The sequence below is a fragment of the Nocardia yamanashiensis NBRC 100130 genome, assembly GCF_001613325.1.
Classification (GTDB): domain Bacteria; phylum Actinomycetota; class Actinomycetes; order Mycobacteriales; family Mycobacteriaceae; genus Nocardia; species Nocardia yamanashiensis.
Genome location: NZ_BDCD01000014.1, coordinates 379669 through 405445, shown reverse-complemented (window position 1 = coordinate 405445; position 25777 = coordinate 379669). Strand labels below are relative to the sequence as shown.

25 protein-coding genes and 1 pseudogene are annotated in these 25777 nt (G+C 69.7%); 11 read left to right on the top strand and 15 right to left on the bottom strand.

The window, feature by feature from the left end; translation table 11 throughout:
* Nucleotides 1-10: 10 nt before the first annotated feature.
* Together NY1_RS16560 and NY1_RS16555 are read right to left on the bottom strand one after the other, a co-directional pair.
* On the bottom strand, nt 11-463 hold the full coding sequence (locus tag NY1_RS16560; RefSeq protein WP_218028365.1) for a DUF3291 domain-containing protein: 453 nt from the start codon (nt 461-463) through the stop codon (nt 11-13).
* 13 nt (nt 464-476) lie between these two features.
* Nucleotides 477-1094 carry a helix-turn-helix transcriptional regulator gene (locus NY1_RS16555; protein ID WP_067713429.1) on the bottom strand — a complete coding sequence of 206 codons (618 nt, stop codon included), beginning with the start codon at nt 1092-1094 and terminating at the stop codon, nt 477-479.
* Nucleotides 1095-1196: 102 nt separating this feature from the next.
* Here NY1_RS16555 and NY1_RS16550 point away from each other — a divergent pair, with 102 nt between their 5' ends.
* Nucleotides 1197-1682: a B-4DMT family transporter gene (locus tag NY1_RS16550; protein ID WP_233038987.1), complete on the top strand. Its 486-nt coding sequence runs from the start codon at nt 1197-1199 to the stop codon at nt 1680-1682.
* A gap of 63 nt (nt 1683-1745) precedes the next feature.
* Here NY1_RS16550 and aroB read toward each other — a convergent pair whose 3' ends face one another.
* The 4 genes and pseudogenes from aroB to NY1_RS16530 form a co-directional block, all read right to left on the bottom strand.
* A complete protein-coding gene (gene aroB / locus NY1_RS16545) occupies nt 1746-2864 on the bottom strand; it encodes a 3-dehydroquinate synthase (protein ID WP_067713424.1) in 1119 nt (372 codons plus the stop codon).
* Nucleotides 2865-4137: 1273 nt separating this feature from the next.
* Nucleotides 4138-4635: pseudogene (locus NY1_RS44220) on the bottom strand (shikimate kinase); the annotation flags it as partial.
* 278 nt (nt 4636-4913) lie between these two features.
* Nucleotides 4914-6122, bottom strand: coding sequence for a chorismate synthase (gene aroC / locus NY1_RS16535; protein WP_084535021.1), 1209 nt, complete (start codon nt 6120-6122; stop codon nt 4914-4916).
* A gap of 60 nt (nt 6123-6182) precedes the next feature.
* Complete coding sequence (locus NY1_RS16530) at nt 6183-6971, bottom strand: prepilin peptidase (RefSeq protein ID WP_084535040.1); 789 nt, start codon at nt 6969-6971, stop codon at nt 6183-6185.
* 149 nt (nt 6972-7120) lie between these two features.
* On the opposite strand from NY1_RS16530, the gene NY1_RS16525 reads away from it, so the two are divergent.
* Genes NY1_RS16525 through NY1_RS16510 form a run of 4 tightly spaced genes read left to right on the top strand, consistent with a single transcriptional unit; the run spans nt 7121 to nt 9647 of the window.
* On the top strand, nt 7121-8245 hold the full coding sequence (locus NY1_RS16525; protein ID WP_067713417.1) for a M24 family metallopeptidase: 1125 nt from the start codon (nt 7121-7123) through the stop codon (nt 8243-8245).
* Nucleotides 8246-8280: 35 nt separating this feature from the next.
* Entirely contained in the window at nt 8281-8844 is a 564-nt protein-coding gene (gene efp, locus NY1_RS16520; RefSeq protein WP_067713414.1) for an elongation factor P, read from the top strand.
* A gap of 19 nt (nt 8845-8863) precedes the next feature.
* Nucleotides 8864-9373, top strand: coding sequence for a transcription antitermination factor NusB (gene nusB, locus NY1_RS16515; protein ID WP_174567197.1), 510 nt, complete (start codon nt 8864-8866; stop codon nt 9371-9373).
* Nucleotides 9374-9389: 16 nt separating this feature from the next.
* Nucleotides 9390-9647, top strand: a complete 258-nt coding sequence (locus NY1_RS16510) for a YciI family protein (RefSeq protein WP_218028364.1) — start codon at nt 9390-9392, stop codon at nt 9645-9647.
* 142 nt (nt 9648-9789) lie between these two features.
* Here the strand turns inward: NY1_RS16510 and NY1_RS45100 are convergent, their stop codons facing one another.
* Entirely contained in the window at nt 9790-12909 is a 3120-nt protein-coding gene (locus NY1_RS45100) for a helix-turn-helix transcriptional regulator (protein WP_067713409.1), read from the bottom strand.
* Nucleotides 12910-13036: 127 nt separating this feature from the next.
* Here NY1_RS45100 and NY1_RS16500 point away from each other — a divergent pair, with 127 nt between their 5' ends.
* On the top strand, nt 13037-13582 hold the full coding sequence (locus NY1_RS16500) for an LppU/SCO3897 family protein (protein WP_067713406.1): 546 nt from the start codon (nt 13037-13039) through the stop codon (nt 13580-13582).
* Nucleotides 13583-13626: 44 nt separating this feature from the next.
* On the opposite strand, the gene NY1_RS16495 is transcribed toward NY1_RS16500, so the two are convergent.
* Nucleotides 13627-14595: a quinone oxidoreductase family protein gene (locus tag NY1_RS16495; RefSeq protein WP_067713404.1), complete on the bottom strand. Its 969-nt coding sequence runs from the start codon at nt 14593-14595 to the stop codon at nt 13627-13629.
* Nucleotides 14596-14678: 83 nt separating this feature from the next.
* On the opposite strand from NY1_RS16495, the gene NY1_RS16490 reads away from it, so the two are divergent.
* The gene (locus NY1_RS16490) at nt 14679-15251 is read left to right on the top strand and encodes a TetR/AcrR family transcriptional regulator (protein WP_067713401.1); all 573 of its coding nucleotides are present in this window, start codon (nt 14679-14681) and stop codon (nt 15249-15251) included.
* Nucleotides 15252-15316: 65 nt separating this feature from the next.
* Here the strand turns inward: NY1_RS16490 and NY1_RS16485 are convergent, their stop codons facing one another.
* On the bottom strand, nt 15317-15721 hold the full coding sequence (locus NY1_RS16485; protein WP_067713399.1) for a winged helix-turn-helix transcriptional regulator: 405 nt from the start codon (nt 15719-15721) through the stop codon (nt 15317-15319).
* A gap of 112 nt (nt 15722-15833) precedes the next feature.
* Between NY1_RS16485 and NY1_RS16480 the strand changes: the two genes are divergently transcribed.
* A complete protein-coding gene (locus NY1_RS16480) occupies nt 15834-16982 on the top strand; it encodes an NADP-dependent oxidoreductase (protein ID WP_067713396.1) in 1149 nt (382 codons plus the stop codon).
* A gap of 259 nt (nt 16983-17241) precedes the next feature.
* Here NY1_RS16480 and NY1_RS16475 read toward each other — a convergent pair whose 3' ends face one another.
* The 4 genes from NY1_RS16475 to NY1_RS16460 are packed head-to-tail and all read right to left on the bottom strand — an operon-like array spanning nt 17242 to nt 21372.
* Nucleotides 17242-17874: an NUDIX hydrolase gene (locus NY1_RS16475; RefSeq protein WP_233434354.1), complete on the bottom strand. Its 633-nt coding sequence runs from the start codon at nt 17872-17874 to the stop codon at nt 17242-17244.
* A gap of 28 nt (nt 17875-17902) precedes the next feature.
* Nucleotides 17903-19309, bottom strand: a complete 1407-nt coding sequence (locus NY1_RS16470; protein ID WP_084535019.1) for an adenylosuccinate synthetase — start codon at nt 19307-19309, stop codon at nt 17903-17905.
* A gap of 48 nt (nt 19310-19357) precedes the next feature.
* The gene (locus tag NY1_RS16465; RefSeq protein WP_067713391.1) at nt 19358-20347 is read right to left on the bottom strand and encodes a hypothetical protein; all 990 of its coding nucleotides are present in this window, start codon (nt 20345-20347) and stop codon (nt 19358-19360) included.
* A 5-nt stretch (nt 20348-20352) separates the two neighbouring features.
* Nucleotides 20353-21372: a hypothetical protein gene (locus NY1_RS16460; RefSeq protein ID WP_067713388.1), complete on the bottom strand. Its 1020-nt coding sequence runs from the start codon at nt 21370-21372 to the stop codon at nt 20353-20355.
* A gap of 164 nt (nt 21373-21536) precedes the next feature.
* On the opposite strand from NY1_RS16460, the gene NY1_RS16455 reads away from it, so the two are divergent.
* Together NY1_RS16455 and NY1_RS16450 are read left to right on the top strand one after the other, a co-directional pair.
* Entirely contained in the window at nt 21537-22100 is a 564-nt protein-coding gene (locus NY1_RS16455) for a DUF4334 domain-containing protein (RefSeq protein ID WP_067713670.1), read from the top strand.
* 86 nt (nt 22101-22186) lie between these two features.
* On the top strand, nt 22187-23446 hold the full coding sequence (locus tag NY1_RS16450) for an FAD-dependent oxidoreductase (protein WP_067713385.1): 1260 nt from the start codon (nt 22187-22189) through the stop codon (nt 23444-23446).
* A 34-nt stretch (nt 23447-23480) separates the two neighbouring features.
* On the opposite strand, the gene NY1_RS16445 is transcribed toward NY1_RS16450, so the two are convergent.
* Entirely contained in the window at nt 23481-24107 is a 627-nt protein-coding gene (locus NY1_RS16445) for an alpha-ketoglutarate-dependent dioxygenase AlkB (RefSeq protein WP_067713383.1), read from the bottom strand.
* Nucleotides 24108-24273: 166 nt separating this feature from the next.
* Here NY1_RS16445 and NY1_RS16440 point away from each other — a divergent pair, with 166 nt between their 5' ends.
* Nucleotides 24274-24876 carry a TetR/AcrR family transcriptional regulator gene (locus tag NY1_RS16440; protein ID WP_067713380.1) on the top strand — a complete coding sequence of 201 codons (603 nt, stop codon included), beginning with the start codon at nt 24274-24276 and terminating at the stop codon, nt 24874-24876.
* Between the two features lie 3 nt (nt 24877-24879).
* Here the strand turns inward: NY1_RS16440 and NY1_RS16435 are convergent, their stop codons facing one another.
* Complete coding sequence (locus NY1_RS16435; protein WP_067713377.1) at nt 24880-25776, bottom strand: alpha/beta fold hydrolase; 897 nt, start codon at nt 25774-25776, stop codon at nt 24880-24882.
* Between the last annotated feature and the right edge of the window lies 1 nt (nt 25777).

The following is a 25777-nucleotide window of genomic DNA, read 5'->3' as shown; positions in this document are numbered from 1 at the left end:
CTCTGTGTCCTCAGGACACCGGTTGCGGTTCGAAGGCAGTGCGGAAGGTGAACGCCTCGGGTGCGGGGCCGTTCTCGCGCAAGCGATTCCAGCGCTCCATACCCTCCTCGACGGTGGGGATGTGCCCGGCGGGCACCCACCACAGCACCGCGTTCGGCCCGCTGCCCGGCAGGAACCATTCGCGGCGGCGGCGCAGGAAATCCATATGGCCGCTGCGGTACACGTAGTCGAACAGCGCTTCGCGCGACTCCCACACGCTCAGGGTCACCACCAGATCGGCATGCGCCGGATCGGGGCGGATCGACATGGCATTGTTCGCTTCGCCGTCGGTGAGCCGCCAGACGAAACCGGGGGAGCGGTCGGCCAGGCCGTTGATCTCGTCGAGCGCGGCGAAGAAGTCCGCGACCCGCGGATCGCCTTCCGGTGCGATCAGGCGGGCGACATTGAGCTGTGCGAGGTGCATGTCAGGACTATAACTAATCATCTTTGTTTTTAGAAAAGCTGACGCAGCAACGGCCCGGGGCGGCATCCATGTGCGCCTGCCAGCCCGCCTCGGCCGCCGGACCGGTCAGCAGGGCGAGGTTCATACCGCACACCAGCGGCGGGAAATCCTCGGCCAGGCGATGAAAAGGGCAGTTGCGCAGGCGGATCACCGCACCGTCGGCATACGGTTCGTAGCCGCGCTCGCGCAGCACCTCGAGGAGATCCCGGCCCGCGAGCGACGGGCTCTGCGCGGCAGCGGCTTTCGCGATCGCCGAGTCCATGCCCGCATGCTCGACGGCCTCGGCGAGGACCGACGCCACGGTGGCGTAGTCGCGGGCGGGGAGGGTGACGGCGAATTCCGCGGCGGCGCGCCGATAGAACTTGGCGGGTCGCCCGGCCCCCGGTCCGGTCTTGCCTTCCGGTCGCCGGAAGACCGCGTCGAGGAGTCCGGCCTCGGCCAATTTATCGAGATGGAAGGCCGCCAGCGGTCGCTTGATCTCCGCCGCCGCGGCCGCCTCGTCCCGGCCGACCTCGTGATCGGCGGCGGCCACGTAGTCGTAGAGTCGCCGGCGGATCGGATCCTGCAGCAGCGCGACGGCTTCGATGCTCACCGCCTATTTCTACCTGCGCAGGAAGCGCCCGGACGAAACGGATACAGTTTCTGGAACGGGTTTCAGTTCGACCGCGCGGCCGCGCAGGTTAAGGTGATCAACATGAATGCGTGGGTATTGCGCGCCGTAGCTCTGGGGGCGCTGACCATTGTGCTGCGAACCGTGCTCGGTTTCGCCATGGTGTATTGGCCGACCTCAGGTTCCTGGATGCGGATGCTGGGCCTGATCGTGCTGGTCGGGGCCGTGCTCGCCTGGGGCGTGCTGGACGGCCGCGCCGATCGGCGGGCCAATCCGGATCCGGAGCGCGGTGCCGATCTGACCATGCGCTGGCTCAAGGCCGCCGTGGCCGGTGGGCTGGGCGCCGGGCTGGTGGCGTGGCTGCTGGACTTCGTGCCCAAGTTCGATCTCGGCGATCAGGGGCTGCTGTTCGAGCTCACCTCGTCGGCGTCGTTCATCATCCTGCTGATCTTCGTGCCCGCCATGATCGGCGTGGCGCTGGGCCGTTTCCTGGTCGGTCGCGAGAGCAAGAACGCGCCCGGGAAGCCGGACGCCGAGGTCAGCCTGAACAAGGAACCGGCCGGAGTCTGAGCCGCCCTCGAACGGCGAAGCGCCCGTGACCGGTTCGGTCACGGGCGCTTCCTTCGTCATGGGTCAGAGCAGGATTCCGGTGCCGCCCGGGCTCTGCTCGCGCGCGATGGTCGAATAGGCGGCGGCCAGCAGCGACGGATCCGGGCCTTCGAGCCGGCCCGGCTTGGCCAGGCCGTCCAGGACCACGAACCGCACCACGCCGGAGCGGGTCTTCTTGTCGGTCTGCATGGATTCCAGCAGCTGCGGCAGGGCGTCGGCATCGTAAGTGGTGGGCAGCCCGATGCTTTCGAGCACGGTCCGGTGCCGTTCGGCGGTGGCGTCGTCGAGGCGTCCGGCGAGCCGGCCGAGTTCGGCCGCGAACACCAGGCCGACCGATACGGCCGCGCCGTGCCGCCACCGGTACCGCTCCCGCCGCTCGATGGCATGGCCGAGGGTGTGCCCGTAGTTCAGGATCTCCCGCAGATCCGATTCCTTCAGATCCGCCGCCACCACATCGGCCTTGACCTGGATGGCCCGCCGGATCAGCTCCGGCAGCACCTCTCCGGCCGGGTCCAGGGCGGCCTGCGGATCCTGCTCCACCAGGTCCAGGATCACCGGATCGGCGATGAACCCCGCCTTGATGATCTCGGCCATTCCGGCCACGATCTCGTTGCGCGGCACCGTCTCCAGGGTCGCCAGGTCCACCATCACCGCGGCCGGCTCATGGAAGCAGCCGACCAGGTTCTTCCCCGCCTCGGTATTGATCCCGGTCTTCCCGCCGACGGCGGCATCCACCATGGCCAGCAGCGTGGTCGGCACATGAATGATGCTCACCCCGCGCATCCAGGTGGCAGCGACGAACCCGGCCAGGTCGGTGGCCGCACCACCACCGAGGCTGATGATGACATCCTTGCGGGTGAGCCCGATCCGCCCGAGCACCTCCCAGCAGAACCCCGCGACCTGCAGATCCTTACCGGCCTCCGCATCCGGAATCTCCACCCGGTGCGCATCGATCCCCTGCTCGACCAGCGCCTTCCGCACCACCTCGGCGGTCTCCGCCAACGGCGGCTGATAGAAGATCGCGACCGTCCGCACCCCGGACCGCCCCGTCACCTCACCGACCAGATCCCCCAGCAGCCCGCGCCCGATGATCACCGGATACGGATCGGCCGTCCGAACCTCGATACGAGTCGGCTCACTCATCAGCTCTCCTCCAAGGATGGTCCCGCACCCGAGCGGGACAGTCGAACACGTTGCGTGCGAGCGGATTCCGAAACCTCGGCCGCCCGATCGGTCAGAAGATGCGTGCTGCCCGCTCCAGGGCGCGTGCTGCGCGCTCCAGGACGAGTGCTGCCCGCTCCGGGACGCGGGCTGCCCGCCGGGACCGGATGCCGATCCGGATGCGGTCCGCCTCGGGTCGACGCCCGACTTGCGGTAGATATTGCCGCAGACTCCGGCGCGGGATGTGCGGGCCGGTGGCAGACGACGATCACGTGGTTGCCGTGTTCGCGACACGCCGAATATGAATTCGATTGTGTGCGCTGATCACTCGGACCTGCTGACGGTGGCCGGAGGTCGTTCATGCCGGTGCCTCGCCCGAGGTGGGTGCGGTCGCCGTTGCCGTCGGAGTGGAGTTGCCGGTCGTGTCGGGCTGCCTGGCGCGGGCACGGGCTCGGCGGGCGCGGGCCCGTCGGGATCGGCCTGCGCCGGGGGCAGCTGCCGCGCCGGGGCCGGAATCCGCTTGGGCGGCATCGGAATCGGGGCGACCCGGTCCGGTGGGGGCGGAATCGCGCTGGCCCGAACCGGACGCGCCGGTGGTCTCGGTGGCCGAGTGCGCAGCGGTGCGGTTCGTGCCGGCGTTGGTCGTCCGCTGGTCGTCGGGGGCGCCTGCCGCCCTTGCGGCGCGGCGGCGGCGAGCCGAGCGCCCGCCGCCGGTCGAGCGTGCTCGGCCGCCCGTGTCACCGGTCGGCGTGGTACCCGCATTCACCCCGCCGGACGGCGTGGCACCGGCATTCATCCCGCCGGACGGTGTGGCACCGGCATTCGCGCCGCCGGACGGCGTGGCGGTCGGCGACGCATCGGACGATGCTGCGGCGGACGAGGTATCGGATCGTGTTGTCGCCGAGCCGAAGTCGGTGCCGGTCGCGGGCTTCGTTGTGCCCGAGCCCGATCCGGTGGCACCGGGGCTCGTGGTCACCGCGGGCGCGTCGGAATTGCGGCGGCCGCGACGGCGGGAGCGGCGGCTGCGGCGGGAACGCTTGGCTCCTTCGGCGGCGGGGGACTCGGCGCTGTCGTCGGTGGCTTCGGCGGTGGAATCCGGAATCGATACCGCCGCGGTCGAATTCGCGGGGGCGGCCTGGTCGCCACGGCCGCGGCCCCGGCGGCGCCGGCGGCGGGAGCGGGAACCGGCGGAGCCGTTGGGGATGGGGGCGGGTTCGGTGGCCGGGTCGTCCAGGCGGACGGTGGGTTCGACGCCGAGTTTGGCCAGGATCATGCGGACCACGCGGCCGGGGCTGCGGCCGTCGGTGCGGACCCGGATCGACGCCACCTCGCGGTACAGCGGGCGGCGGATCTTCATCAGTTCGCGGTACTTCTTCGCCGGGTCGTCGCCATTGAGCAGGGGGCGGTTGGTGCTGGCGCCGGTGCGGCGAAGTCCTTCGCCCACACTGATTTCCAGGTAGATGACGGTGCGCCCGCGCAGCACTTCGCGAGTGGCGGCCGACAGCACGGAACCGCCGCCGAGCGAGATGACGCCCTGACGATTCAGCACCGCCGCGCGCACCACTTCTTCCTCGATGCGGCGGAATTCGGGTTCCCCGTCCTCCGCGAAGATCTCGGGGATGGTGCGCCCGGTCTCCTCTTCGATACCCGCATCGGTGTCATAGAGATCGAGCCCCAGTTCCCGCGCGAGCTTGCGCCCGATGGTGGACTTGCCCGCACCGGGCGGGCCGACCAGCACCACGCTCGACGGCAGTCCCTCACAAGGCTCGCGACCCGCGCTGGACGCCTCGCCCTGAGTGCCCGCGGAGGCGGCTGTCGCGGGGGCGGAAGCACCCGCCTGCGGGCCTGCGGAGTCGGCCGTTGCAGGATCGGAAGCACCCGCTGTGCTCGCGGCGTCCCTCGATAGGGCGGCGTCGTCGGATTGACCCGATTCGGCATCGGTGGCCGGGGCCGGCTGTCCGGTCTCGGCGCGCTGATCGGTTCCGGGCGAACGCCGTTCGGCGTCGCCCGGATTCGGGTCGTTCTCGGGACTCACCGTGACGCGTTGCCCGACGGAACGTGCGGGCGCGCGTTGATTCGCTTCAGGTAGGCGTTGATGTTGTCGACGGTCTCGGGCAGCGAATCGCCGCCGAACTTCTCCAGCACCGCCTGCGCCACGACCAGCGCCACCATGGCCTCGGCGACCACACCGGCGGCCGGCACCGCGCACACATCGGAACGCTGGTGAATGGCGACGGCCTCGTCACCGGTGGACATGTCGACGGTGGCCAGCGCGCGCGGCACGGTCGAGATCGGCTTCATGGCCGCGCGCACCCGCAGCGCCTCGCCATTGGTCATGCCGCCTTCCAGCCCGCCCGCGCGGTTGGTGGAACGCAGCACGCCGTCCGGACCCGGCTTCATCTCGTCGTGCGCCTGGCTGCCGCGGCGGCGCGCGGTCTCGAACCCGTCGCCCACCTCGACGCCCTTGATGGCCTGAATGCCCATGAGCGCCGCCGCGAGCCGCGAATCCAGCCGCGCCTCACCGGAAGTGAACGAACCCAGCCCGATCGGCAGGCCCTCGATCACGACCTCGACCACGCCACCGAGAGTGTCGCCGTCCTTCTTGGCCGCCTCGATCTCGGCGATCATGGCCGCTTCGCCGTCCTTGTCGAAACAGCGCACCGGCGACTCGTCGATGGCGGCCAGATCGCCCGCGCTCGGCACCACGCCGGAGGTGTTGGCGGCGGTGCCGATCGACACCACGTGCGAGATGACCTCGACGCCCAGCGCCTGCTTCAGGAAGTTCTTGGCGACGGTGCCCGCCGCGACCCGCGCCGCGGTCTCGCGCGCACTGGCCCGCTCGAGCACATTGCGCGCATCGTCGAAGCCGTACTTGAGCATGCCCGAGTAATCGGCATGGCCGGGGCGCGGCCGCGTCAGCGGAGCGTTGCGCGCCAGATCCGCCAGTTCGGCCTCGTCCACCGGATCGGCCGACATGACCTGAGTCCACTTGGGCCACTCGGAGTTCGCCACCTCGATGGCGACCGGTCCGCCCATGGTGCGCCCGTGCCGCACGCCACCCACCAGGGTGACCACATCGGCCTCGAACTTCATCCGGGCGCCACGCCCGTATCCGAGCCGGCGGCGCGCCAGCTGCTCGGCGACATCGGCAGAGGTCACCTCGACACCGGCCACCATCCCCTCGAGGATGGTGACGAGAGCAGGGCCATGGGATTCACCGGCAGTTATCCAACGCAACACGGGTTACATCTTTCCATGTAGATGAGGCCACTCGGACACGTGGTCCGGCGCATGCCGCTGTCACGACGCCAGCGCCAGCGCCAGCAGACTCGCCACACACATCCCGGGACCGTGCGGAAGGGTACCCCCGCGGTGCCCGCCGGCACCGGAACCCGGAGGTCGCGACCTGCTCACGACCTCCGAATCAGCTTCCGCACCGGCACATACGCACAGTCCGGCGTCCGAGTTCACCGTCGCGTCCCGGATGGGCCCCGTCGGCGTCACCGAAATCACGTCCGCCAGGTGCCCGGCACACCGCGTGCCCGGCGATAGCGAGGAATTGTCGGAGGCCCGCACATATCGCACCATCAGCACCACCACGCCCGCGATGGCGGTGAGCGCCGGTGCCCCCAGCGCGGCTCGCACCCAGCACTGCGCGCCGCCGAGCGCCGTCACCGCACCGAGCCCCACCGCGAGCTTGACGTCTCCCGCGCCCAGCGCATGCGGCGCGGCCAGATGCACCATCAGATACGGCACGGTCAACAGGAGCGCGCCTGCGAGCGCGACGCCGAGACGCCCGGACCCGGAGGCGTACGCCAGCACGACTGCGGCGCCAGAAACCGTGAGCACGTTCGGAAGCCGCCGCTCGCGTAGATCTGCACGGATCAGCACCACACACCACCCGATCAGCGCCACGGCAGCCGGACTGCGTCGGAGGATTGCCGATCCGCTGGCGAGAGTCGCCGATCTGCCGCCGGGTGCCGGGTAGAACCCAGCCGCCTCGGCAAGACCGTGCGCCACTCGGCCACCGGACCAGGCGGACGGACCGAGTGCGGCGAGGACATCGAGGGTGACGGTGGCGGGGTGCATGCCATTCACGGTGTCGCACTCCGGCATTCGACATGCCGGTCGCAATCGATTTGTGGATGACCGCATCGGTTGTGGACAACCACCGTTCCGGCGGGCGCGTCGGCATGCTGGGTGTCGGTGTTGTGGCGTGTCGGCGGTAGCTTTGACGCATGGCTGATCACGAGTCGGTGCCCGCACGTCCGAATTACGCGCTGCGGCGGGCCGCGTTGCGGGACCTGCTGGTGGAGAACCGGGTCGACGCCCTGCTGGTCACGGATCTGATCAATATCCGGTACCTGACCGGTTTCACCGGGTCGAACGCCGCGCTGCTGGTGTACGCCTGGGACTCCAGCGAGGACCGCACCATCATCTGCACCGACGGCCGCTACATCACCCAGGTCGGCGAACAGGTCCCCGACCTGCGCGCGGAGATCAACCGCGCCAGCGCCCGCCGGGTGATGGAGATCGCCGGCGAATGGCAGACCGGCCGCGTCGGTTTCGAGAGCCATATCGTCACCGTCGAACAGCACCAGGGCTTGCGGGCCCTCGGCACCGGCCTGGACCTGGTCCCGATCTCCGGCCTGGTCGAACAGCTGCGCATGGTCAAGGACGCCTACGAGGTCGGTCGCCTGGCCGCCGCCTGCGCTGCCGCCGACGCCGCCCTGGCCACCCTGCTGGAACGCGGCGGCATCCGCCCCGGCCGCACCGAACGCCAGGTGGCCCGGGAGCTGGAATGGCTGATGTTCGAGCACGGCGCGGACGCGGTCTCCTTCGAGACCATCGTGGCCGCGGGCCCGAATTCGGCTGTCCCGCATCATCGCCCGACCGGCGCGGTGCTCGCGCAGGGCGATTTCGTGAAGCTGGACTTCGGCGCCACCGTCGACGGCTACCACTCCGATATGACCCGCACCTACGTGCTCGGCGAGCCCTCGGACTGGCAGCGGGAGGTATACGACCTGGTCTACGCGGCGCAGCGGGCCGGCCGCGAGGCGCTGGCTCCCGGCGTATCGACCAGGGCGGTGGACGCCGCCTCCCGCTCGGTGATCGAGGCCGCGGGCCATGGCGAGCTGTTCGTGCACGGTCTGGGACATGGCGTCGGCCTGCAGATCCACGAAGCGCCCGGAATCGCCAAAACCGGCACGGGTACACTGCTGGATGGCGTGGCGGTGACCGTCGAGCCAGGTGTGTATTTCCCCGGCCGCGGCGGAGTCCGGATCGAGGATACGCTCGTGGTTCGCAAGGGGGGCCCGGAACTGCTCACCCGCACCAGCAAAGACCTGACCGTCGTCGACTGACGCGCGGTCGACCGACTAGAGGAGATCCGAGGACAGTGGCGGACACCAGCGACTTCAAGAACGGCCTCGTGCTGAAGATCGACAATCAGCTCCAGCAGATCGTCGAGTTCCAGCACGTGAAGCCGGGTAAGGGTCCCGCCTTTGTGCGCACCAAGCTGAAGAACGTGGTCTCGGGCAAGGTCGTCGACAAGACCTTCAACGCCGGCGTCAAGGTGGAGACCGCGACCGTCGACCGTCGTGACATGACCTACCTGTACCACGACGGCTCGGACTACATCTTCATGGATGGCGACACCTACGACCAGATCCACCTGAGCGAGCAGCTGCTCGGCCGCAATGCCGGCTTCCTGCTGGAGAACATGGGCGTGCAGATCGCCATGCACGAGGGCGAGGCGCTGTTCGTCGAGCTCCCGGTCGCCATCGACGTCATCGTCACCCACACCGAGCCGGGCCTGCAGGGCGACCGCTCCTCGGCCGGCACCAAGCCCGCCACCGTGGAGACCGGCGCCGAGGTCCAGGTGCCGCTGTTCATCAACCAGGGTGACAAGCTGCGCATCGACACCCGTGACGGCTCCTACATCAGCCGCGTCAACTCCTGACGCGCGGATAATGGTGACCGTGGCAGACCAGCCAGTGGACAAGAAGTCGAGTTTCAAGAAACTCGGTGCGCGGCACAAGGCGCGTCGCCGGGCCGTGGACCTGCTCTTCGAGGCCGAGGCCCGCGATATCGACCCCGCGGACCTGCTCTCCGAACGCGTCGCGCTGGCCGTGAACGACGATTCGGTGGCCCCGGTCAACCCCTACACCCGGGTCCTGGTCGAAGGTGTGGCCGACGATCTGGACCGGGTGGACGCCACCATCGAGGGATACCTGCAGGATTGGGCCCTGTCCCGGCTGCCCGCCGTGGACCGCGCCATTCTGCGGGTGGCGGTGTGGGAGTTGTTCCACGCCGGTGACGTCCCGCCCGTGGTGGCCGTCGACGAGGCGGTGGAGCTCGCCAAGGAGCTGTCCACCGACGATTCGCCGTCGTTCATCAACGGCGTGCTGGGTCAGGTCGTGCAGGTGGCGCCGCAGGTGCGCGCCGCCGCCGCGGCCACCCGGGCCACACCGTCCTCGGACGACAAGTAAGAAGGAGCAGCGCAGGGTGCGCAAGTACCTGGTAATGGCCATGCGCACCCCGCGCTTCGACTCCGCCGTCGTCACTCCGCACCAGGAGTGGCTGGAGCAGGTCCGTTCGCGCGGACAGCTGGTGGAAACCGGCAAATTCACCGACGGCACCGGTGGGGCATACGTGATCACCGCCGAATCCCTCGATGCCGCACGCGAACTCGTGCACACCGACCCGATTCACACCACGGGCGCTTCGGAACTCACCGTCTACGAGTGGGAAATCACCGGCTGACAGCCGCCGCGAGCGTCCGTGCTGCGGGTCGGAGACCGGCCGTGCAGCTGAATGGCCGCGGACCCTCGGGACTGGATGGGCAGAATGCTGCTGCTCCGCGAGACTGCGGGGACAGGATGCGTTGCTCCGCTGGACGGCCGGCTCAGGATGCCGTTCCTCCGTTGTGTTCTCGGGCCCCTGACTCCAATTCCGCGAGGCGATGCGCGATACCGGCGCGTCCGGTGAGGCCGAGCTTGCGCAGAATCCGGCCGAGGTGGTCCTCGACCGTGCGTGGGCTCAAGAAGAGCCGCCCCGCGATGTCCTTGTTGCTGAAGCCGCGCGCCGCGAGTTCGGCGACTTCGCGTTCCCGTTCGGTGAGCGCCGCGTCCCCGCTGACCGAGCGCCGGCCCGCCAGGCGGCGTTGCGCGGCAGTCGCTTCCGTCAGCAGTTCGTGCGCGCCCGCCGCGATCAGTTCGGCGCGGGCGGCCGCGATCCGGGCGGTGGCCAGGCCGAAATCTCCCTGCTGCCCGGACAATTGCGCGGCCAGAAGTAGCGCCTGCGCGCGCTGCACCGGCATGTCCGCCACTCCGTAGGCGTCGATGGCGGTACGCGCCGCCGCCAGCGCGAGGTCGAAATCGCCTCGCGCCGCCGCGTATTCGGCACGCGCATGGGCGGCGGCGGCCAGCTGCGCGGGCAGCCCCGAGCCCCGCGCCGCGTCTTCCGCCCGCTCCACCAGCCCGCTCGCCTCCTCGATCCGGCCCTGCGCGATCGCCTCCCGTGCCCGCACCGCCAGCTCGGTGGGCCGCATCGGATGCTGGGTATCGGGCTGCGCCCCAATCGGATTCGGCGCCTCGCACCCGGTCTTGTCGGCATACTCGTCCAGCGCGGCCTCGACCACCCCGCGCCACCACCGCATGACCGGTCGCGGCATGGCATCGATCGCCCGCCACCGTTCCAGCAGCGCCTCGCGTGGCGCGGTATGCGCCAGCACCCGCAGCTCCAGTGCCCCCGCCAGCGGCGGAATATCGTGATACCCGAACAGTTCCGCGGTCTCGGCAGCGTCCTCGGCCGCGGCCAGCGCCTCCGCGAACCGTCCCAGCTTGGCCAGCGAATAAGCCTGCACGGTAAGCAATTCCGGCAGAATGAAATTGCACCCCCGCCGCCGGCTCACCCGAACAGCTCGCTCGATATGCGCCACCCCGGTCCGCTGATCATCGAGAAAGTAACTCATCCACCCCAGCGCCGCCGCCGCATGCACCGCATCGAGCAATTCCGTCTCCGACAGCCGTCCGAATTCCCGCTCTGCCACCCGATATTCGGCTTGCGCCCCCGCTATGTCCCCGCCGGTTAGTAGCCCCATGCTCCGCAAAGTCGTAGCCGCTGCCCGAATCGCCGGATCCCGCACCGCCCCTGACTCGAACAGCGCCGCCACCCGGGCAGCCCCCTCGGCCTCCCGATTGTCCTGCATCTCCAGAATCGCCAACTCCAGATGCACCCCCGCACTGTGCGCCCCGAATGCCACCGCAGCGGCGACAGCCGAATCGTCTTCGGCGCCGAGGATTTCGGTGGTCTCGCCCCAGTCCGATCGTTGCGGTCGCGCGGCGAGGAAACGTTCCTGCGGGTTGGTGATCGGGGCTTCCGCATGGAGGACAGCAGGAGCCTCGCTGTTCCCGGGAGGACGGCTCAGTGCGCCGGTCGAACTCTCCGGAGAGCTGCCGCTATCGGCCCGATCACGCGAAATGTGTTGCTCGGCAAGTGGCTCGGAGCATCCGTCCGGTCGACCGGCGATGACCTGCGTGGGCCCGATGAGAGGCGCGGCCACGGCGGCGAGCAGAGCGCGTGCTCGGTCCGCGCGGCCGAGGACCCGTTCGCAACGTGCTTGCAGCAGTATCGCTTCGAGCTGGTTCGGTCCCGCTCGGGTTGCGAGGGCTTCGAGTATTTCGCGTGCGTCCGCCGCGGATCCCGACAGCAGCAGCGCGCGCCCGAGGAGTAGTTGCGCCGCGCCGTCGCTGCTCTCGGGCGGGTCGGCGGCGGCGCGGAGGGCTGCCGCCGCCCAGCGGGCGCTGGTGGCGGGGACGGTGGCAAGGGTTTGTTCGGCGGCTTGGAGGAGTTCGGCGGCGGCGAGATCGTCACGGCCGCACAGGGAGTGCTCGAGGTGGCGGGCGCGGTCGAGAAGCGGGGCGCCGGCGGTGCGCAGGAAATCGGCGGCGCGGCGGTGGGCTTCGGCGCGGGCGGCGGGGCCGGTGAGGCCGTAGGCGGCGGTGCGGATCAAGGGATGGCGGAAGGTGATCCGGCGATCCCCGAGGGTGAGCCAGCCGCGGCGGACCAGTTCGTCGATGGCGGCGGTCACGGTGTGCCGGTCGGATTCGGCAGTGGCGCAAAGCAATTCGATATCGGAGGTGGGGCCGCAGACGGCGGCAGCCTGGATTGCTCGTCGTTCGGCTTCGGGGAGCTGTGTCAGTTCCGCCCTGATGGTCCGGTCCAGGGCCGCAGGTTCGGCGGCGAGGTCGACCGAATCGGCTTCGTGCGCAATGGCATCGAGCTCGGCGGGGGAGTGGTCGGCGAGGAGTTGCAGGTAGAGCGGATTTCCGTGCGATGCGATGAGCAATCGCCGACGCCGGACCACGCCCAGGTCGGGAAGCAGCTCGGCCGTATCGGCATCCGACAGCGGCGGTACGACGAGATGGGCGGCCGCCCGCCCGCCGGAGCGCAGCGCGGGACCGAGCGCCGCCGGGAACTGGCCCTCACGGTAGGCCAGCACCAATCGGGCGGACGCCGATTCCTGTTGCCGGATGAGCGCCGCCAGCACGCGCAGCGACGCGGAATCGGCCCAGTGCACATCATCGACGATCAGAACTGTCGGTTCCGTCTCCAGCCGACCGCGCACCATCCGCGCGATCGCCCGTGGATCGCCATCCCGTGCGAAAGGCGCTGGCGCGAGCGGCGATTCCCACCTCGGCTCCGCCCGCTCTCCGGTGGCGCTCGGCCCGTGCGCTATCCCGCCGACTGGACCGTCCAACCGCTCGAGCAGATCCTCGACCAGCCCCAACGGCGCACCCTGCTCGAACTCTGTCGCCGCCACGGTGACGACCCGCCGCGTCGCACACCTGCGCGCGAATTCCGCCAGCAGCCGCGTCTTCCCAATTCCCGCGGGCCCCTCGACGAGCACCACCCCGCCCCCTGACCCGGTGCACGCCGCATCGAGGCTGGTGAGCTGATGGTCGCGGCCGACGAACGCCTCGATCGCGCACTCCTTTCCGTGCGGACGGTCGCTCGGGAGCATATCGGTGTCCCTTTCGCCCGGTATTCAGGGATATCCCGTGGTTTCCCGGATGCTCCCCACGCCCCGGCACGGTTTGGTGGTGAGGCATTTCAGACCGAAGACAGCGAAAGGGAGTTTTGTGACATCGATGCAGGTGAAGGCGGACCGCCCCAGGAAGCTCCGCCGGCTGCTCCCCGTGCTCGCCGCCGCGGCGCTCGCCCTGGCCGGCTGCTCGGCCATCGAGAAGGGCACGCAGGCGGTCAAGGACGCGAGCAAGTCCGACACCGGCCGCGCCAAGGTCGGCGACTGCATCAATGTCATCAAGGGCTCGATGTTCGACTCCAAGACCGAACCCGTCGACTGCGGTTCCCCGAAGGCCGTCTACCAGGTCGCGAAGGTCTTCGACAGCAAGGCCGACTGCGCCGCCGACTACACCTCCTACGAGGAGACCCTCAACGGCGGCACCACCGCCTTCCTCTGCCTGGCCCCGAACTTCAAGCAGGACAGCTGCTATCACGAGTCCATGCTCACCGGCTACCAGTTCGCCGAATGCGCCTCCAGTGAGGCCAGCTTCCGCGTCCTCACCCGCGTGGACGGTCAGGCCGACGAAAACCTCTGCGGCCCCGACACCGACAGCGTGATCACCCTCGCCGACCGCCCCACCACCTTCTGCCTGGGCAAACCGCAAGCCTGACGCACCGGCCGGACGTCGTCGCGACGGCGTCCGGCCCCCGGTGCCTAGGGGCGCAGCACGATGGTGCCCAGTGCCGCCCGCTCGCCCAGCCGGCGATGCGCCTCGGCCGCCTGCTCGAGCGGCAGTCGCAGGTCGGACAGCACGGTGATCCCACCGGTCGCCGCCCGTTCCAGCACCGCGCCCCGCGCCGCCGCGACCCCCGCGAGCCAGGCCGGACCGGCGCAGCCCACCAGCGTCAGGCCGCGGCCGATCACATCCATGGCGCTGAGCTGCGCGGGCGCCCCCGACAGCCAGCCGTAGCTGAGCATGCGCCCGCGCAGGGGCGTCATGAGATCCAGTAGCGCCGAAGCGGATTCGCCGCCGATCGAATCGAACACCACATCCACGGTCGTGCCCGCCAGTACTTCGGCGAGCCGCTGCGGCCAGTCGGCGGCGCGGTGGTCGATCACCTCGTCGGCCCCCAATTCCCGTGCCCGGTCGCCCTTTTCCGGCCCGCCCGCGGTGGCGATGACCCGCGCGGCCCCGAACTCCTTGGCCAGCTGCACCAGGTACCCGCCGATCCCGGTCGCCCCGGCTTCGACGAGCACCGTTTCGGTACCGGTCAGCGCGGCGCGTTCCAGCAATGGCAGAGCCACCGAGCCGCTCATGCTCACCGCGGCGGCATCCTCGGGCGAAACTGCCTGCGGCACCGCGACGATACCGTCCACCGGCACGCACACCAGTTCGGCATAGGTCCCGAAGGTGTTGCTGCCCAGCATGACTCGCTGCCCGATCCACGCCGAATCCACGCCCGCACCGATTTCGGCCACGATGCCCACCGCCTGCGTGCCGAAAACGAACGGCTTGTCCAAAGGAATCGGAAACGCCCCGGACCGCAGCATCGTCTCGGGATACAACACCGGGATCGCCTCGCTGCGAACCAGCACCTCACCGGCTCCCGGCCGCGGTGCGGGCACCTCACCGGGCACCAGCACATCGGGCCCACCGGTCGCGGTCAATAGGATTGCACGCATAGAAACCTCATAAGTTGACTAACGGTCAAGTTGTGCTCGCCAACATATTGACCGTCGGTCATGTTGTCAATGAAAGTGGTGCCATGGACCGCCCCAAGGAACGCGCCGACGCGGCCCGCAATCGCCAGGCAATCCTGCTGGCAACCCGCGCCCTGCTCGTCGAACACGGCGCCGAGGCGGTCACCATGGACCGCATCGCCGCCGCCGCGGGAGTCGCGAAGGGCACCCTGTTCAGCCGCTTCGGCAGCCGCGCCGGCCTCCTGCACGAACTCATCGCCGAAGGCGCGTTCGGCCTGATGGCCGCCATCGAATCCGGCCCACCCCCACTCGGCCCCGGCGCCCCCGCCGCCGACCGCCTACTCGCCTACTTCGACGCCATGACCCGCCTCATCGCCGACGACGTCGAACTGGTCGTCGCCTACCAGGCCATCCCCCCGCACCCTCGCCGCGACGAACTCCACGCCTTCTGGGCCACCCACATCGGCACCCTCCTCCGCGAAGCCCGCCCCGACCTCGACGCCGACACCGTAGGCGCCCTCCTGCTCGCCCCCCTCGGCGGCGAACTGGTACCCCGCATGGTCCGCGCGGGACAGAAGGAGCAGCTATTCGACGGAGTCCGCCAACTCGTGGAATCGGTCCTGCGACAACCGGGTTAACGGGTAGGTCGCCGTCCAGGATCCGCTGACAAGCCGCCGCGTTGTGTGCCGGTGGGTCGCGGATGTCAGTGCGCGGCTGCGTCGTCGTATGCCGTGCGTGCCGAAAGTACTTCTTCGATATGGGTTTCGGCCCAGGCTTTGATGGCCTGCATCACCGGCAGCAGGCTGCGGCCCAGTGGGGTCAGGTCGTAGTCCACCCGGACCGGCACGGTGGCGGTGACGGTTCGGGTGACGAGGCCGTCGCGTTCGAGGGTGCGGAGGGTTTGGGTGAGCATTTTCTGGCTGACGCCGGCGATGCGGCGGGACAGGTCGCCGTAGCGTTGGGGGCCGTCGGCGAGGGCGTTGAGCAGGAGGCTGACCCACTTGTCGCTGATGCGGTCGAGGAGGTGACGGGCCGGGCACTCGCGGAGGTAGGCGTCGTAGGCATTGCGGGCGTCGAGGCGCTGCTGGGCGGCGGTCTTGGTGGCCATGGCTCTCCTCGTCGTGCGATACGCACTCCGAAGTGCGTACTTCCCGCCGGAGAGTAGCACTCCCTAGGTTCGTTCGAGTAGTCGAAAGAATCCGTCGCGGAGGAGAATTCACGTGCGTGCCGTCATCATCCGGACCTTCGGTGGGCCCGAGGTCTTGGAGATCACCGAAGTCCCAGTTCCCGATCCCGGCCCGGGTCAGCTCCGGATTCGCGTCACCGCAGCCGCCGTCAACCCCGTCGATCTACACACCCGCTCCGGCGGACTGACCGCCGCCGGCCTGCTCCCCGCTCGCGACGTGATCGGCATCGGGTGGGACGTGGCGGGCATCGTCGATGCGATCGGCCCCGCGCTGCTCGACCCCGTCAGCGAGATTGGCGCGGTCGGTGAGATTGGCGCGGTCGGTGAGGGCAGCAGGGTCGGCGAGGCCCCAGCAGGCGGCGAGGCCCCAGCAGGCGGTGAGATCCCAGCAGGCGGTGAGATACCGGCGGGCGGCAAAACCTGGGCGGGTGGCGAAACCCGCACGGGCGGGACGGGATTCGCGGGTGATGAACCCACGATCGGCGGAACGGGATTCGCGGTTGGTGATGAGGTGATCGGCCTGTCGGACCGCCTCGATGTGCCGCTCGGTACCCAGGCCGAATATGTCGTGCTGGATGCCGCCGCTGTCGCACGGGCGCCACGGTCGGTCACCGCGCAGCAGGCCGCGACCATCCCGCTCAATGCCCTCACCGCCGCCCAGTCGCTGGATCTGCTCGCGCTCGAACCCGGTCGGTCGGTACTGATTACCGGCGCGGCGGGTGCGGTCGGCGGGTTCGCGGTCGAGCTCGCGGCGGCGCGCGGGCTGCGGGTGGTCGCGACCGCCGGTGCGGCGGACGAGGAGTCGGTGCGGTCGCTCGGGGCCGAATTCTTCGTGCCCCGCGGTGCGCGATTGGGTGAGGCGGTGCGCGCGCTGGTGCCGGGCGGCGTGGACGGAGCCGTGGACGCGGCGGTACTGGGTGCCGAGGCACTCGATGCGGTCCGCAATCGTGGTGCGTTCTCGGCAGTGGTCGGTGGCGCAGAACCGGTCGGATTGCGCGGAATCCGGGTGGCGAACACCTGGATTCGCGCCGACGCCACCCAGCTCGCCGACCTAGTCCACCTGGTCGACACCGGCGCGCTCACACCGCGCGTCGCCGACATCCTGCCCCTGGACCGGGTCGCCGACGCGCACAAGCGCGTCGCGGAAGGCGGGATGCGTGGCCGGATCGTTCTGGTGCCGTGAGCGAGTCAAGGGAGCGAGTGCCGTGACAAGTGCAGCGGGCGAGTGCCGTGTACAAGTGCAGTGAACTTGCGCCGGGAGTGCGCGCTGAGAAGGAGTCCCAGGAACGAACGCCGTGAACGAGCCATGGGAGCGAGTGCCGGGGAACCGGCCGCGCGCTTCTAGGCGATGCCGCTTCCCGGTTTCAGGCTTTCACGTCGGATGTAGCAGCCGGTTCTCGGTTTCGGTTGTCCACATCGGATGGTGCAGCCAGTTCCCGGTTTCAGCTGTCCAGTTCGGATGCTGGTGCGTTGGGTGGAGCGAAGGCCCAGACTGCTGCGGGGCGGCCGGTTGCCTTGACGCGGAGGCGGTCTCCGGTGCGGTCGAGGCCGGGGATTGCGGCGAGGGTGCGGTTGAGGTTGCCGGGGTCGGGGCGGGTGCCGTGCAGGGCGGTGCTGAGTTCTACCGCGCGGGTGGCGGGGAATTGGTCGCCGATGAGGGGGCGGGTGAAACCGAGGTCTTTCCAGAGCATTTCGGCGAGCCGGGTGCGGGCAGCGGTGACGATCTGGTTGTGGTCGAAGGCCAGGTGGGGGAGTTGGTCGAAGGGGATCCAGCTGGCGTCGCCGGGCTGGGTCACCACCGCCCACATGGCGATGGACAGGGTGGGGCCGCGCGGGTCGCGGTGCGGTTCGTCGAAGGTGGCGACCTGGCCGACCGCCGCGATGGCGTTCTCCGGCACGCCGAGTTTGGTGTGCACGGCGCGCCGGGCGGCGGCGGCCAGGCGTTCGCCGCGGTGGAGCAGGACGCCGGGCAGGGCGAGGTCGCCGGCGAACGGCTCCCATTGCCGGGGGGCGATGCCGACGGTGACGGTCGGGTCGTCGCCCCCGTAGCGCAGGGCGATCACATCGATGGACACGGCGGATTGTTGCTCCACAAGTAGTCGATCATGCCGTAGCCCGGGTCCGGATGGTGCGATCGGCCCGGTCCGGGCCGTGTCCGGTGAGCACCACCGGCACCCCCAGTGCATCTTCCAGGTAGGCCGGCACATCGTCCGGGAGATCCGCCAGCACCGGCGTCGCCCCGGCCAGCATGCCGGTGAGGCGCGCCTGGTGTTCCAGATCCCGCCACGGCCCGCACGCCAGCCGATCCACATAGCCGTCAGCGGTGAGATAGCCGACGGCCGTGCGGATTTCGCCGGGCGCAGCGACCGGCTCGGCAACGCGTTCGCTGGATCCCGCTCGGCCGGAGCGATTTCCGCAGCAGCCAGGCCGTGCCGGACGATCCAGGCCTGCCCCGTCGGTCCGTGGCGGACTCGCGTTCGCCGCTCCCGTGCCGACCATGTCGAGGTGATTGACCGCCAGTCCGTCGATCCCGCCGCACGCCTCGATCGCGTAGCGCAGCAGGATCGGGTCCAGGTGGCCCACCCGGAACGCTCCCTGGTATTCGCCGGTTCCATTGTGCCGCTCGGGAATTGCGAGCTCGGTGTCCTCGGTCGGGAACGGTCCTGCTCCGTGGCGGGTGAAGTAGGCCCGGGTGACGCCGAGGACGTAAGCGGGTGCGCCGATTCGCGCGAGCATGGCGCGCGCATTGCGCGGTTCGACGGTCGACCAGGTGGTGTAGGGGTGCAGCCCGCGCCATTCGTCCAGGAGCGCCCCCTGCGCGCCCTCGAACACCAGCCGGCCGTCGGTCGCGATCCGCCCGAGCTGATCGCCGGGCAGGATCGCGACCGCCCGCGCGAACTCGGTGTACACCTCGACCAGATCATCGATCGAATCGTGCCGGTGCCCGCTGCCCGCGAGCAGTGGCCGATAGTGCTCGGCGAGCGCGATCAGCTTGCGCCGCAGCACATCCGGGTGGCGGCAGTCGGCGACCCGTGGTGCGTCGTGTTCGAGTGCGTAGCTCGCCGTCTCTCCGATCCCGATACCGCACGAACCGTGCCGGGAAGCACCCCTCGCGTCCTCCCGGCAACGGTTGGCGGCCCCGTGGATGGGGGTGGTCAGCAGCGCCCGCTCGTCCACGGACAGCAGGGACAGCGGATCGGCGACGCCGAGCGCCGCCAGGGCGCGCGCCTCGGCGGCCAGGGCGATGGGCTCGACCAGCATGTGCCGCGACAGCAGCGTCGGCACCCCGGAGAACGTCCCGGACCCGAACTGCCGGAAGGTGTGATGCCGCCCGCCCGCGACCACATTGTGGGCCGCCTGCGCGCCGCCGTTGAATCGCACCACCGCGGCCACGTCCAGGCCCGCTTCGGGTGAGCACAACCAATCCACGGTCGCGCCCTTGCCCGCATCGCCGAAGCCCAGATCCACCACGATGAGGTGGCGGTCGCCGAACTCGTTGTCGCCGAGCATGCTGTATCCCTTCAAGATTCGCACGGGGGAGCGGATGTCGCCGCGTACCTAGTTCCCGAAATCGACGTCGTCGTCCACGTCCGCTGCGGCGGGCAACGCACCGGTGCTGCGGGTCCGCCGCGCCGCCCCGATGGGTGCGAGCGCCTTGCCGACCGCATCGGCTTCGCTGGTGGACCCGATATCGCGCAGATCCGCCAGCCCGGCCCCGAGATCGATCCGGTCCTCCCCGATGCCGATGGTCAGTGCGATGAGCTCGCACACCGCCGCCGGATCGTCGAGCCGCAGGAACCGTTCCCCGAGCAGCCCCTGCCAATGCTCGGCGATCTCCGGATCCCCGTAGTAGCTGGACTGATTGGGCAGGATGTAGTGCACGTGCCAGCGGTCGCCCAGTTCCCGGTACACCGATTCGACCGAAACATCCTGGCGCACATCGTCTCCGATGACGTCGCGAATGTGCCGGGCGCTCAGCCGCGGCTTGTTCAGTTCGTCGCCGACCAGGAACAGATATCCCTTGCGCCCGCGCTTGTCCCAGGCATCGGTGGCGGTGTGCCGGGCCATGAAATACGCGGCCAGCTCATAACTTTCGGACTTCTGCCCGCCCCCGCCGCCTTCCAGGAGGATCAGCCGCAGCTGCTCGTCCATCCGATTGTCGGATTCGAACTGCCCGACCTGCAACGGCACCCGGTCGCTGTCGGCATCGCCGATACCGCCGAACAGGATCTGCGGATCGTCGGCATAACCCTTGCGCCGCAACAGCCCGTGCAGCTTGCCCAGCTTCTCCTGCATGATCCGCGGCACCGCGCCCATCGACCCGGTGACGTCGAACAGCACCGCGATGGGCAGTGAATTCCCGTGGTCGTCGGAGTCGCGCGATTCCCGCATCGTCACCCCCTTGGGGTCGAGCGAGGGGTGCGCCTTCCACTTCTCCCACGGCACCGATCGCATATCGGCGGTGTAGCCGAAATCGTCGAGGCCGCGGGCGGCGCGGAAGGTGCGGGCGGCGTCGTAGGCGCTGTCGTCCCAATTGCCGTAACCCATTGCTATCACTGTCCTTTCGGGAGCTCGAAGGGCCGGAAGCGGCGCTGTCCGTAGAGCCGGTCGAGCAGGTCGTCGAATTCACCGAGCAGGTCCGCGGCCTCGGGCCGCAGGCTCGGATCGGATTGGGTGCAGCCCGCCGCGAAGGTGCGCATAGCCGCGGGCGCGCGGTCGCCGAGCATGGTGAGCAGCAGGCGATGCGCCTGGTACACGTCGGTGGCGGGGGAGACCGCGGTGCGGATCTCCGGTGGATAGTCGAGGGAGCCGAGCGTGGCGGCGGCGGGCCGGCCGGGGCGGGTCGCGAATGACCAGCCGGCCAGGACGACACCGTGCAGGCGCGGATGGATCAGCACGTTGGCCGGGCTGACGGCGGTGTGCACCCACCCCGCGAGCTGGGCTCCGGCGAGGCAGCGCAGCAGGCGGCGATGCATCCAGGCGTAGTCGCGCGGGTCCAGGCCATCGGGGTAGGCGGCTCGGATCTCCTCCAGGGTCACGAATTCCGTGGTGAGCGCGCCCAGCACATTGACCGTGCGCGGCTCGCCCGAATCCGCGTCGTGGTGATCGACGGTGTCCACCAGTTCGGGGAAGTACGGCAGCAGCCAGCCGTGCTCCCGGCCGACTTCCGCGATGTCCCGCAGGGCATTTCGCTCCCCGGCCAGCAGCCGGTTGGCCGCCGCCCGGCGCGGGATCTTGACGATCAGCCCGGCCCCGCTGCGGTACAGATCAGCGACGGACCCGCGGGCGTGCAGCCCGCCGACCGGATAGACCCCGCGAGTGCCTGTCACCCGCAGCGCGCCGCTCTCGGCTCGCGTCCACTGCCGGTACAGCTCGGCGAGCCGCGCGAACGCCGTCCGCGCCAGCTCCGCTTCGTCCGCGCTCACCCGATCCGGATGCACCACCGCCGCGAGCCGGTGATAGCGCCGCCGTCCGCGCTGCTGGGTTTCGGAATCGCTTGCGGCAGTGCCGAAGAGGTCTTCGGGTCGCCGGGCTTCCCGGATCGCTCGTGCCGTGTCTCGTACCGCCGTCATGGGTTTTAGGCTAGATGACTAAAAGCATCTCGGCTAGGGGTTTCGACCTACTTTTTGTTTTTGTGACGAAAACGCCCGGACGGCTCCGGAGCGGCTCGCGGTGTTGCACGCACCGGGCTAGTGTGAGAGAAATCTTGCCGTTCACTCTCAACAAGGAGGTCGGGATGGTGGCAGGCGAGCCGCGCACGGACAACGGGCAGCACTTGCGAGAACTGCTGGCGCAGGGCTGCACCCCGGAGCAGGCCTGGGAGTTCTACGACGCCCTGCCGCCGGTGCGGGTCGAGGACATCACCACCGGGCGCTGGCGCGGCGACGAACTCGACACCGGCCACCCCTGGAAGGGAGTGCTCGTCGAATCCGGCTGGTACGGCAAGCAATTCGATGATGCCGACAGCGTGCAGCCGCTGCTCTTCGAAGGCCCGGACGGCCGCGTGTTCCCCGTCGATCCGCGGCGGGTGCCGCTGTTCCTGGCGGGCAAGGTGCCGGTACCGGCCATCCGCCCGATCCGCCGCTCGCTCGGCGTCCTGCGCCCGCTGCTGGCGACCCGCACCCCGCGCGCCCGGCTGCGGAATCTGGAGTTCCGTGGAAAGTCCAGCGCCGCAATGATCTACGACCACCTGCCGATCATCGATATCTTCCGCGCTGTCGATGCCGACACCCTGCTGGGCGTGATGGATATGCGCGGCCTGCCCGATCCGTACTTCTTCGTGCTCTATCGAGACCGCTAGGTCTTCCCTGCGAACTCGGCTCGGGGACACCGGAATCGGCCTACCATCGAAACAGACGGCGGTAGTCGATTCCGGGAGGGGATCCGATGGAACGCACGACCTGTCTCGTCGCCGGGGGTGGTCCGGCCGGAATGATCGCGGGATTACTGCTCGCCCGTGCCGGAGTGGACGTCACGGTGCTGGAGAAACACGGCGACTTCCTGCGGGATTTCCGCGGTGACACCGTGCACCCCACCACCCTGGAACTACTCGACGAACTCGGCCTGACCGAGGACTTCGCGAAACTGCCACAGCGGCGGCTCAATACGGTGCAGCTGCCGATCGGCGGGCGCATGCAGACCCTCGCCACCTTCGACCACATACCCGGCCGTTACCGGTACGTCGCCCTGGTCCCGCAATGGGATTTGCTCGACCTGCTGGTCCGCGCCGCCGACGCCGAACCGGGCTTCCGGCTGCGCATGCACACCGAGGCCGTGGACCTGCTGCGCGAGGCAGGCCGGGTGACCGGCGTCCGATATCGCACCGAGGACGGCCGCTCCGGCGAGATCCACGCCGACCTCACCCTGGCCTGCGACGGCCGCGGTTCCGTGCTGCGTCAGGCCGCGGGCCTGGGTTCGCGGCACTGGGCCACCCCCTTCGACGTGTGGTGGTTCCGCATCCCGCGCCACGACACCGACCCGGCGGGCGCCGTCCCGGTCCTCACCGCCGGCCGGTTCGCCGTCATGCTGGATCGCGGCGACTACTGGCAGTGCGCGACCCTGCTCGCCAAAGGCGCCGACGCCGCACTGCGGCAAGGCCGTCCGGTCGGCGAGATCGTGTCCGGCATGGCCGAGGTGGCCCCCTGGCTGGCCGACCGCGTCGACGCCGTCCGCGGCTGGGACGAGGTCAAACTCCTCGACGTCAAACTCGACCGCCTGGATCGCTGGTACACCGACGGCCTGCTCTGCCTCGGCGACGCCGCCCACGCCATGTCCCCGGTCGGCGGCGTCGGCATCAACCTGGCCGTGCAGGACGCCGTGGCCGCCGCCCGCCTGCTGGCCCCGAAACTCCTGGCGCGCAATGTCACTCCCGCCGACCTGGCCAGGGTGCAGCGCCGCCGTACCCCGCCCACCGCGGTCATCCAGGGCCTGCAGCGCATCGCGCACGCCCGCGTCATCGCCCCCGCGCTGGCCGGCCGGCTCGATGTGTCCAACGCGCCGGGGACCCCGCTACCCATCCGGGTCTTCCGGCGCATCCCGCTGCTCCGCAGCCTGCCGCCGTTCCTCGTCGCCCGCGGCATCCGCCCCGAACACGCCCCGGACTTCGCCCGCCGCCCGGCCGGTCCACCGGCGGACCGCAACCCCTGACGGCCAACCGGCGGCGCGGCGTTCGAACCCCTCGTCAGCGAACGCCGCGTGGCCGGAACTGGATACTGATGCGCGGACCCACCGCCCGGCGCGTCTTCGGCACCGCGTGCTCCCAGGTGCGCTGGCAGGACCCGCCCATCACGATGAGATCGCCATGGCCCAGCGCGAATCGGATACTCGCGCCCCCGCCGCGCGGCCGCAGCAGCAGGGACCGTGCGGCGCCCACCGAGACGATCGCGACCATGGTGTCCTCGGTCCCGCCCCTGCCGAAATTGTCGCCGTGCCAGGCCACGCTGTCGTTGCCGTCGCGGTAGTAGCACAGGCCGGCCGTGGTGAACGGCTCGCCCAACTCCTCGAAGTAGTGCTCGCTCAACGCTTCTCGCGCCTGAGTCAGCACCAGATCCGGCAATTCCCGCCCCTGCTCGTAGAAACACAGCAGCCGCGGCACATCCACCACCCGGTCGTACATGGCCCGCCGGTCCGCGCGCCACGGCACCTCCGCCGCCAGCCGCTCGAACAGTACATCGGCCCCGCTCAACCAGCCGGGCAGCACATCGATCCAGGCCCCGTCTCCGAGTACCGTGCGCCGCAACCCGTCCAGCGGGCCCAGCTCGACCTCTCCGAACCCATCGAGCAACGATCCCTGCAATGGTGTCGACATGCCGGCGAATCTACCATGCTATCGAACAGGTGTTCGTATATCGGCGGGCTGCCCGGTGCTGCCGGGCCCGCTGCGCGCGAGTCGGCTGCTGTTGCGTGCAATGAGGTGATATGGGCGTACCATCAATCCTTTCCCGTTCGCCGACGACGCAGGAGTGGCCGGTCATATGCCCCGTTTGGTCGATCACGAGCAGCGCCGTCGCGAGATCACGACGGTCGCGCGGCGAGTCATCGCCGGTGGCGGATTGGATGCCGCGACCTTCCAGTACGTCGCCGCCGAGGCCGGCATCTCGGTGCGGCTCATTCAGTACTACTTCGGCAACAAGCGCGAACTCATGCTGGCCACCTTGCAGGCGGTGGTGGTGGACGCGGGGCAGCGCTTCGAACAGCGCATCGCGGCGTTGGGCCCGGAGTCCGATCCGCGTGCGGTGATTCGCGCTTTCGCGTCAGTGCTGCTGCCGATGGACGATCAGGCCCGCGAGGACGCGCTGGTGCTGTCGGCTTTCCATGCCGCCGCGCTGTACGGCTCGACGGTGGGCACGGAAGACACGGCGGGACCGGGGATTTGGCTGATGGGTGCGTTCGCGGACCAGCTGAAGCGGCATCGCGCCGGCGGAGAAGACGATGAATCTCCGCGCGCGGACGTGGATTCCGATGCCGAACTGCTCGTGTTCTCGCTCTCGGGCATCACCCAGGCGGTGCTGACCCGGCATAAAACGCCCGAACAGGCGGCCGAGTTGTTCGACCGCTTGCTCGATCGGCTGCTCTGAACCTCAGCGCGCGTGCGCGCGGACGAAATCGACCACCACATCGGTGAATTCGTCGTTCGCGTCACTGGCCGCGGTGTGCGCGGCGGCGCCGATCTCGGCGTATTCGGCATGCGGCGCGAGCGCGCGGAAGGCGTCGACGCCCTCTTGGCTGACCACATCGGAGAGCGCGCCGCGCACCAGCAGCGTCGGAATGCTCAGATCGCGCGCGGCGTCCTCGAGCGGCTGGGTGTGCAGATCCAGGGCCTCGCCCTCGCCCTTGCTCGAGCCCGACAGCATGGCCGGATCCCAGTGCCAGTACCAGCGGCCGTCCTCGCGCAGCCGCAGATTGCGTTGCAGCCCTTCGGGATTGCGCGGCCGGCGGCGATGCGGCAGGTAGGCGGCCACCGCGTCGGCGGCTTCCTCGAGGCTGGCGAAGCCCTCGGCATTGCTGCCCAGGAAGTTGATCACCCGTTCCACGCCGGCGTGCTCCGGTCGCGGCACCACGTCGACCAGCACCAGCCCGGTCATGAGCGCGTGCTTGGGATGCGCGCTGGCGAGCAGCCCGGTGAGCCCGCCCATGCTGGCCCCCACCACGATCCCGGGCTTGCCGAGCTGTTCCAGCACCGCGATCAGGTCCTCGACCATGGCCGCCCGGGTGTAGTCCCCGCTCGGCGCCCAGTCGCTGTCACCGTGCCCGCGCGCGTCCAGGAGCACCGCGTGCATCCCGGCCTTGGCCAGCGCCAGCCCGGAATCCTTCCAGGAATGGCGGGTCTGGCCGCCGCCGTGCAGGAACACCACCAGCGGCCCGTCCTGGGGTCCCCAGCTGTCGCCCGCGATGGTGATGTCGCCATAGCCGCGGAAGGTGACGCGGGCTGGCTCGGTGAAGTCGGCTTCGTTGCTCACCCCTCGAGCATCGCACATT

Coding starts and splice junctions, on each gene's coding strand:
- NY1_RS16560 (WP_218028365.1), bottom strand. CDS start 463: ATGCACCTCGCACAGCTCAATGTCGCCCGCCTGATCGCACCGGAAGGC.
- NY1_RS16550 (WP_233038987.1), top strand. CDS start 1,197: ATGAATGCGTGGGTATTGCGCGCCGTAGCTCTGGGGGCGCTGACCATT.
- aroB (WP_067713424.1), bottom strand. CDS start 2,864: ATGAGTGAGCCGACTCGTATCGAGGTTCGGACGGCCGATCCGTATCCG.
- NY1_RS16530 (WP_084535040.1), bottom strand. CDS start 6,971: ATGCACCCCGCCACCGTCACCCTCGATGTCCTCGCCGCACTCGGTCCG.
- NY1_RS16525 (WP_067713417.1), top strand. CDS start 7,121: ATGGCTGATCACGAGTCGGTGCCCGCACGTCCGAATTACGCGCTGCGG.
- NY1_RS45100 (WP_067713409.1), bottom strand. CDS start 12,909: ATGCTCCCGAGCGACCGTCCGCACGGAAAGGAGTGCGCGATCGAGGCG.
- NY1_RS16500 (WP_067713406.1), top strand. CDS start 13,037: ATGCAGGTGAAGGCGGACCGCCCCAGGAAGCTCCGCCGGCTGCTCCCC.
- NY1_RS16495 (WP_067713404.1), bottom strand. CDS start 14,595: ATGCGTGCAATCCTATTGACCGCGACCGGTGGGCCCGATGTGCTGGTG.
- NY1_RS16490 (WP_067713401.1), top strand. CDS start 14,679: ATGGACCGCCCCAAGGAACGCGCCGACGCGGCCCGCAATCGCCAGGCA.
- NY1_RS16485 (WP_067713399.1), bottom strand. CDS start 15,721: ATGGCCACCAAGACCGCCGCCCAGCAGCGCCTCGACGCCCGCAATGCC.
- NY1_RS16470 (WP_084535019.1), bottom strand. CDS start 19,309: ATGCTCGGCGACAACGAGTTCGGCGACCGCCACCTCATCGTGGTGGAT.
- NY1_RS16465 (WP_067713391.1), bottom strand. CDS start 20,347: ATGGGTTACGGCAATTGGGACGACAGCGCCTACGACGCCGCCCGCACC.
- NY1_RS16460 (WP_067713388.1), bottom strand. CDS start 21,372: ATGACGGCGGTACGAGACACGGCACGAGCGATCCGGGAAGCCCGGCGA.
- NY1_RS16455 (WP_067713670.1), top strand. CDS start 21,537: ATGGTGGCAGGCGAGCCGCGCACGGACAACGGGCAGCACTTGCGAGAA.
- NY1_RS16450 (WP_067713385.1), top strand. CDS start 22,187: ATGGAACGCACGACCTGTCTCGTCGCCGGGGGTGGTCCGGCCGGAATG.
- NY1_RS16445 (WP_067713383.1), bottom strand. CDS start 24,107: ATGTCGACACCATTGCAGGGATCGTTGCTCGATGGGTTCGGAGAGGTC.
- NY1_RS16440 (WP_067713380.1), top strand. CDS start 24,274: ATGCCCCGTTTGGTCGATCACGAGCAGCGCCGTCGCGAGATCACGACG.
- NY1_RS16435 (WP_067713377.1), bottom strand. CDS start 25,776: ATGTGCGATGCTCGAGGGGTGAGCAACGAAGCCGACTTCACCGAGCCA.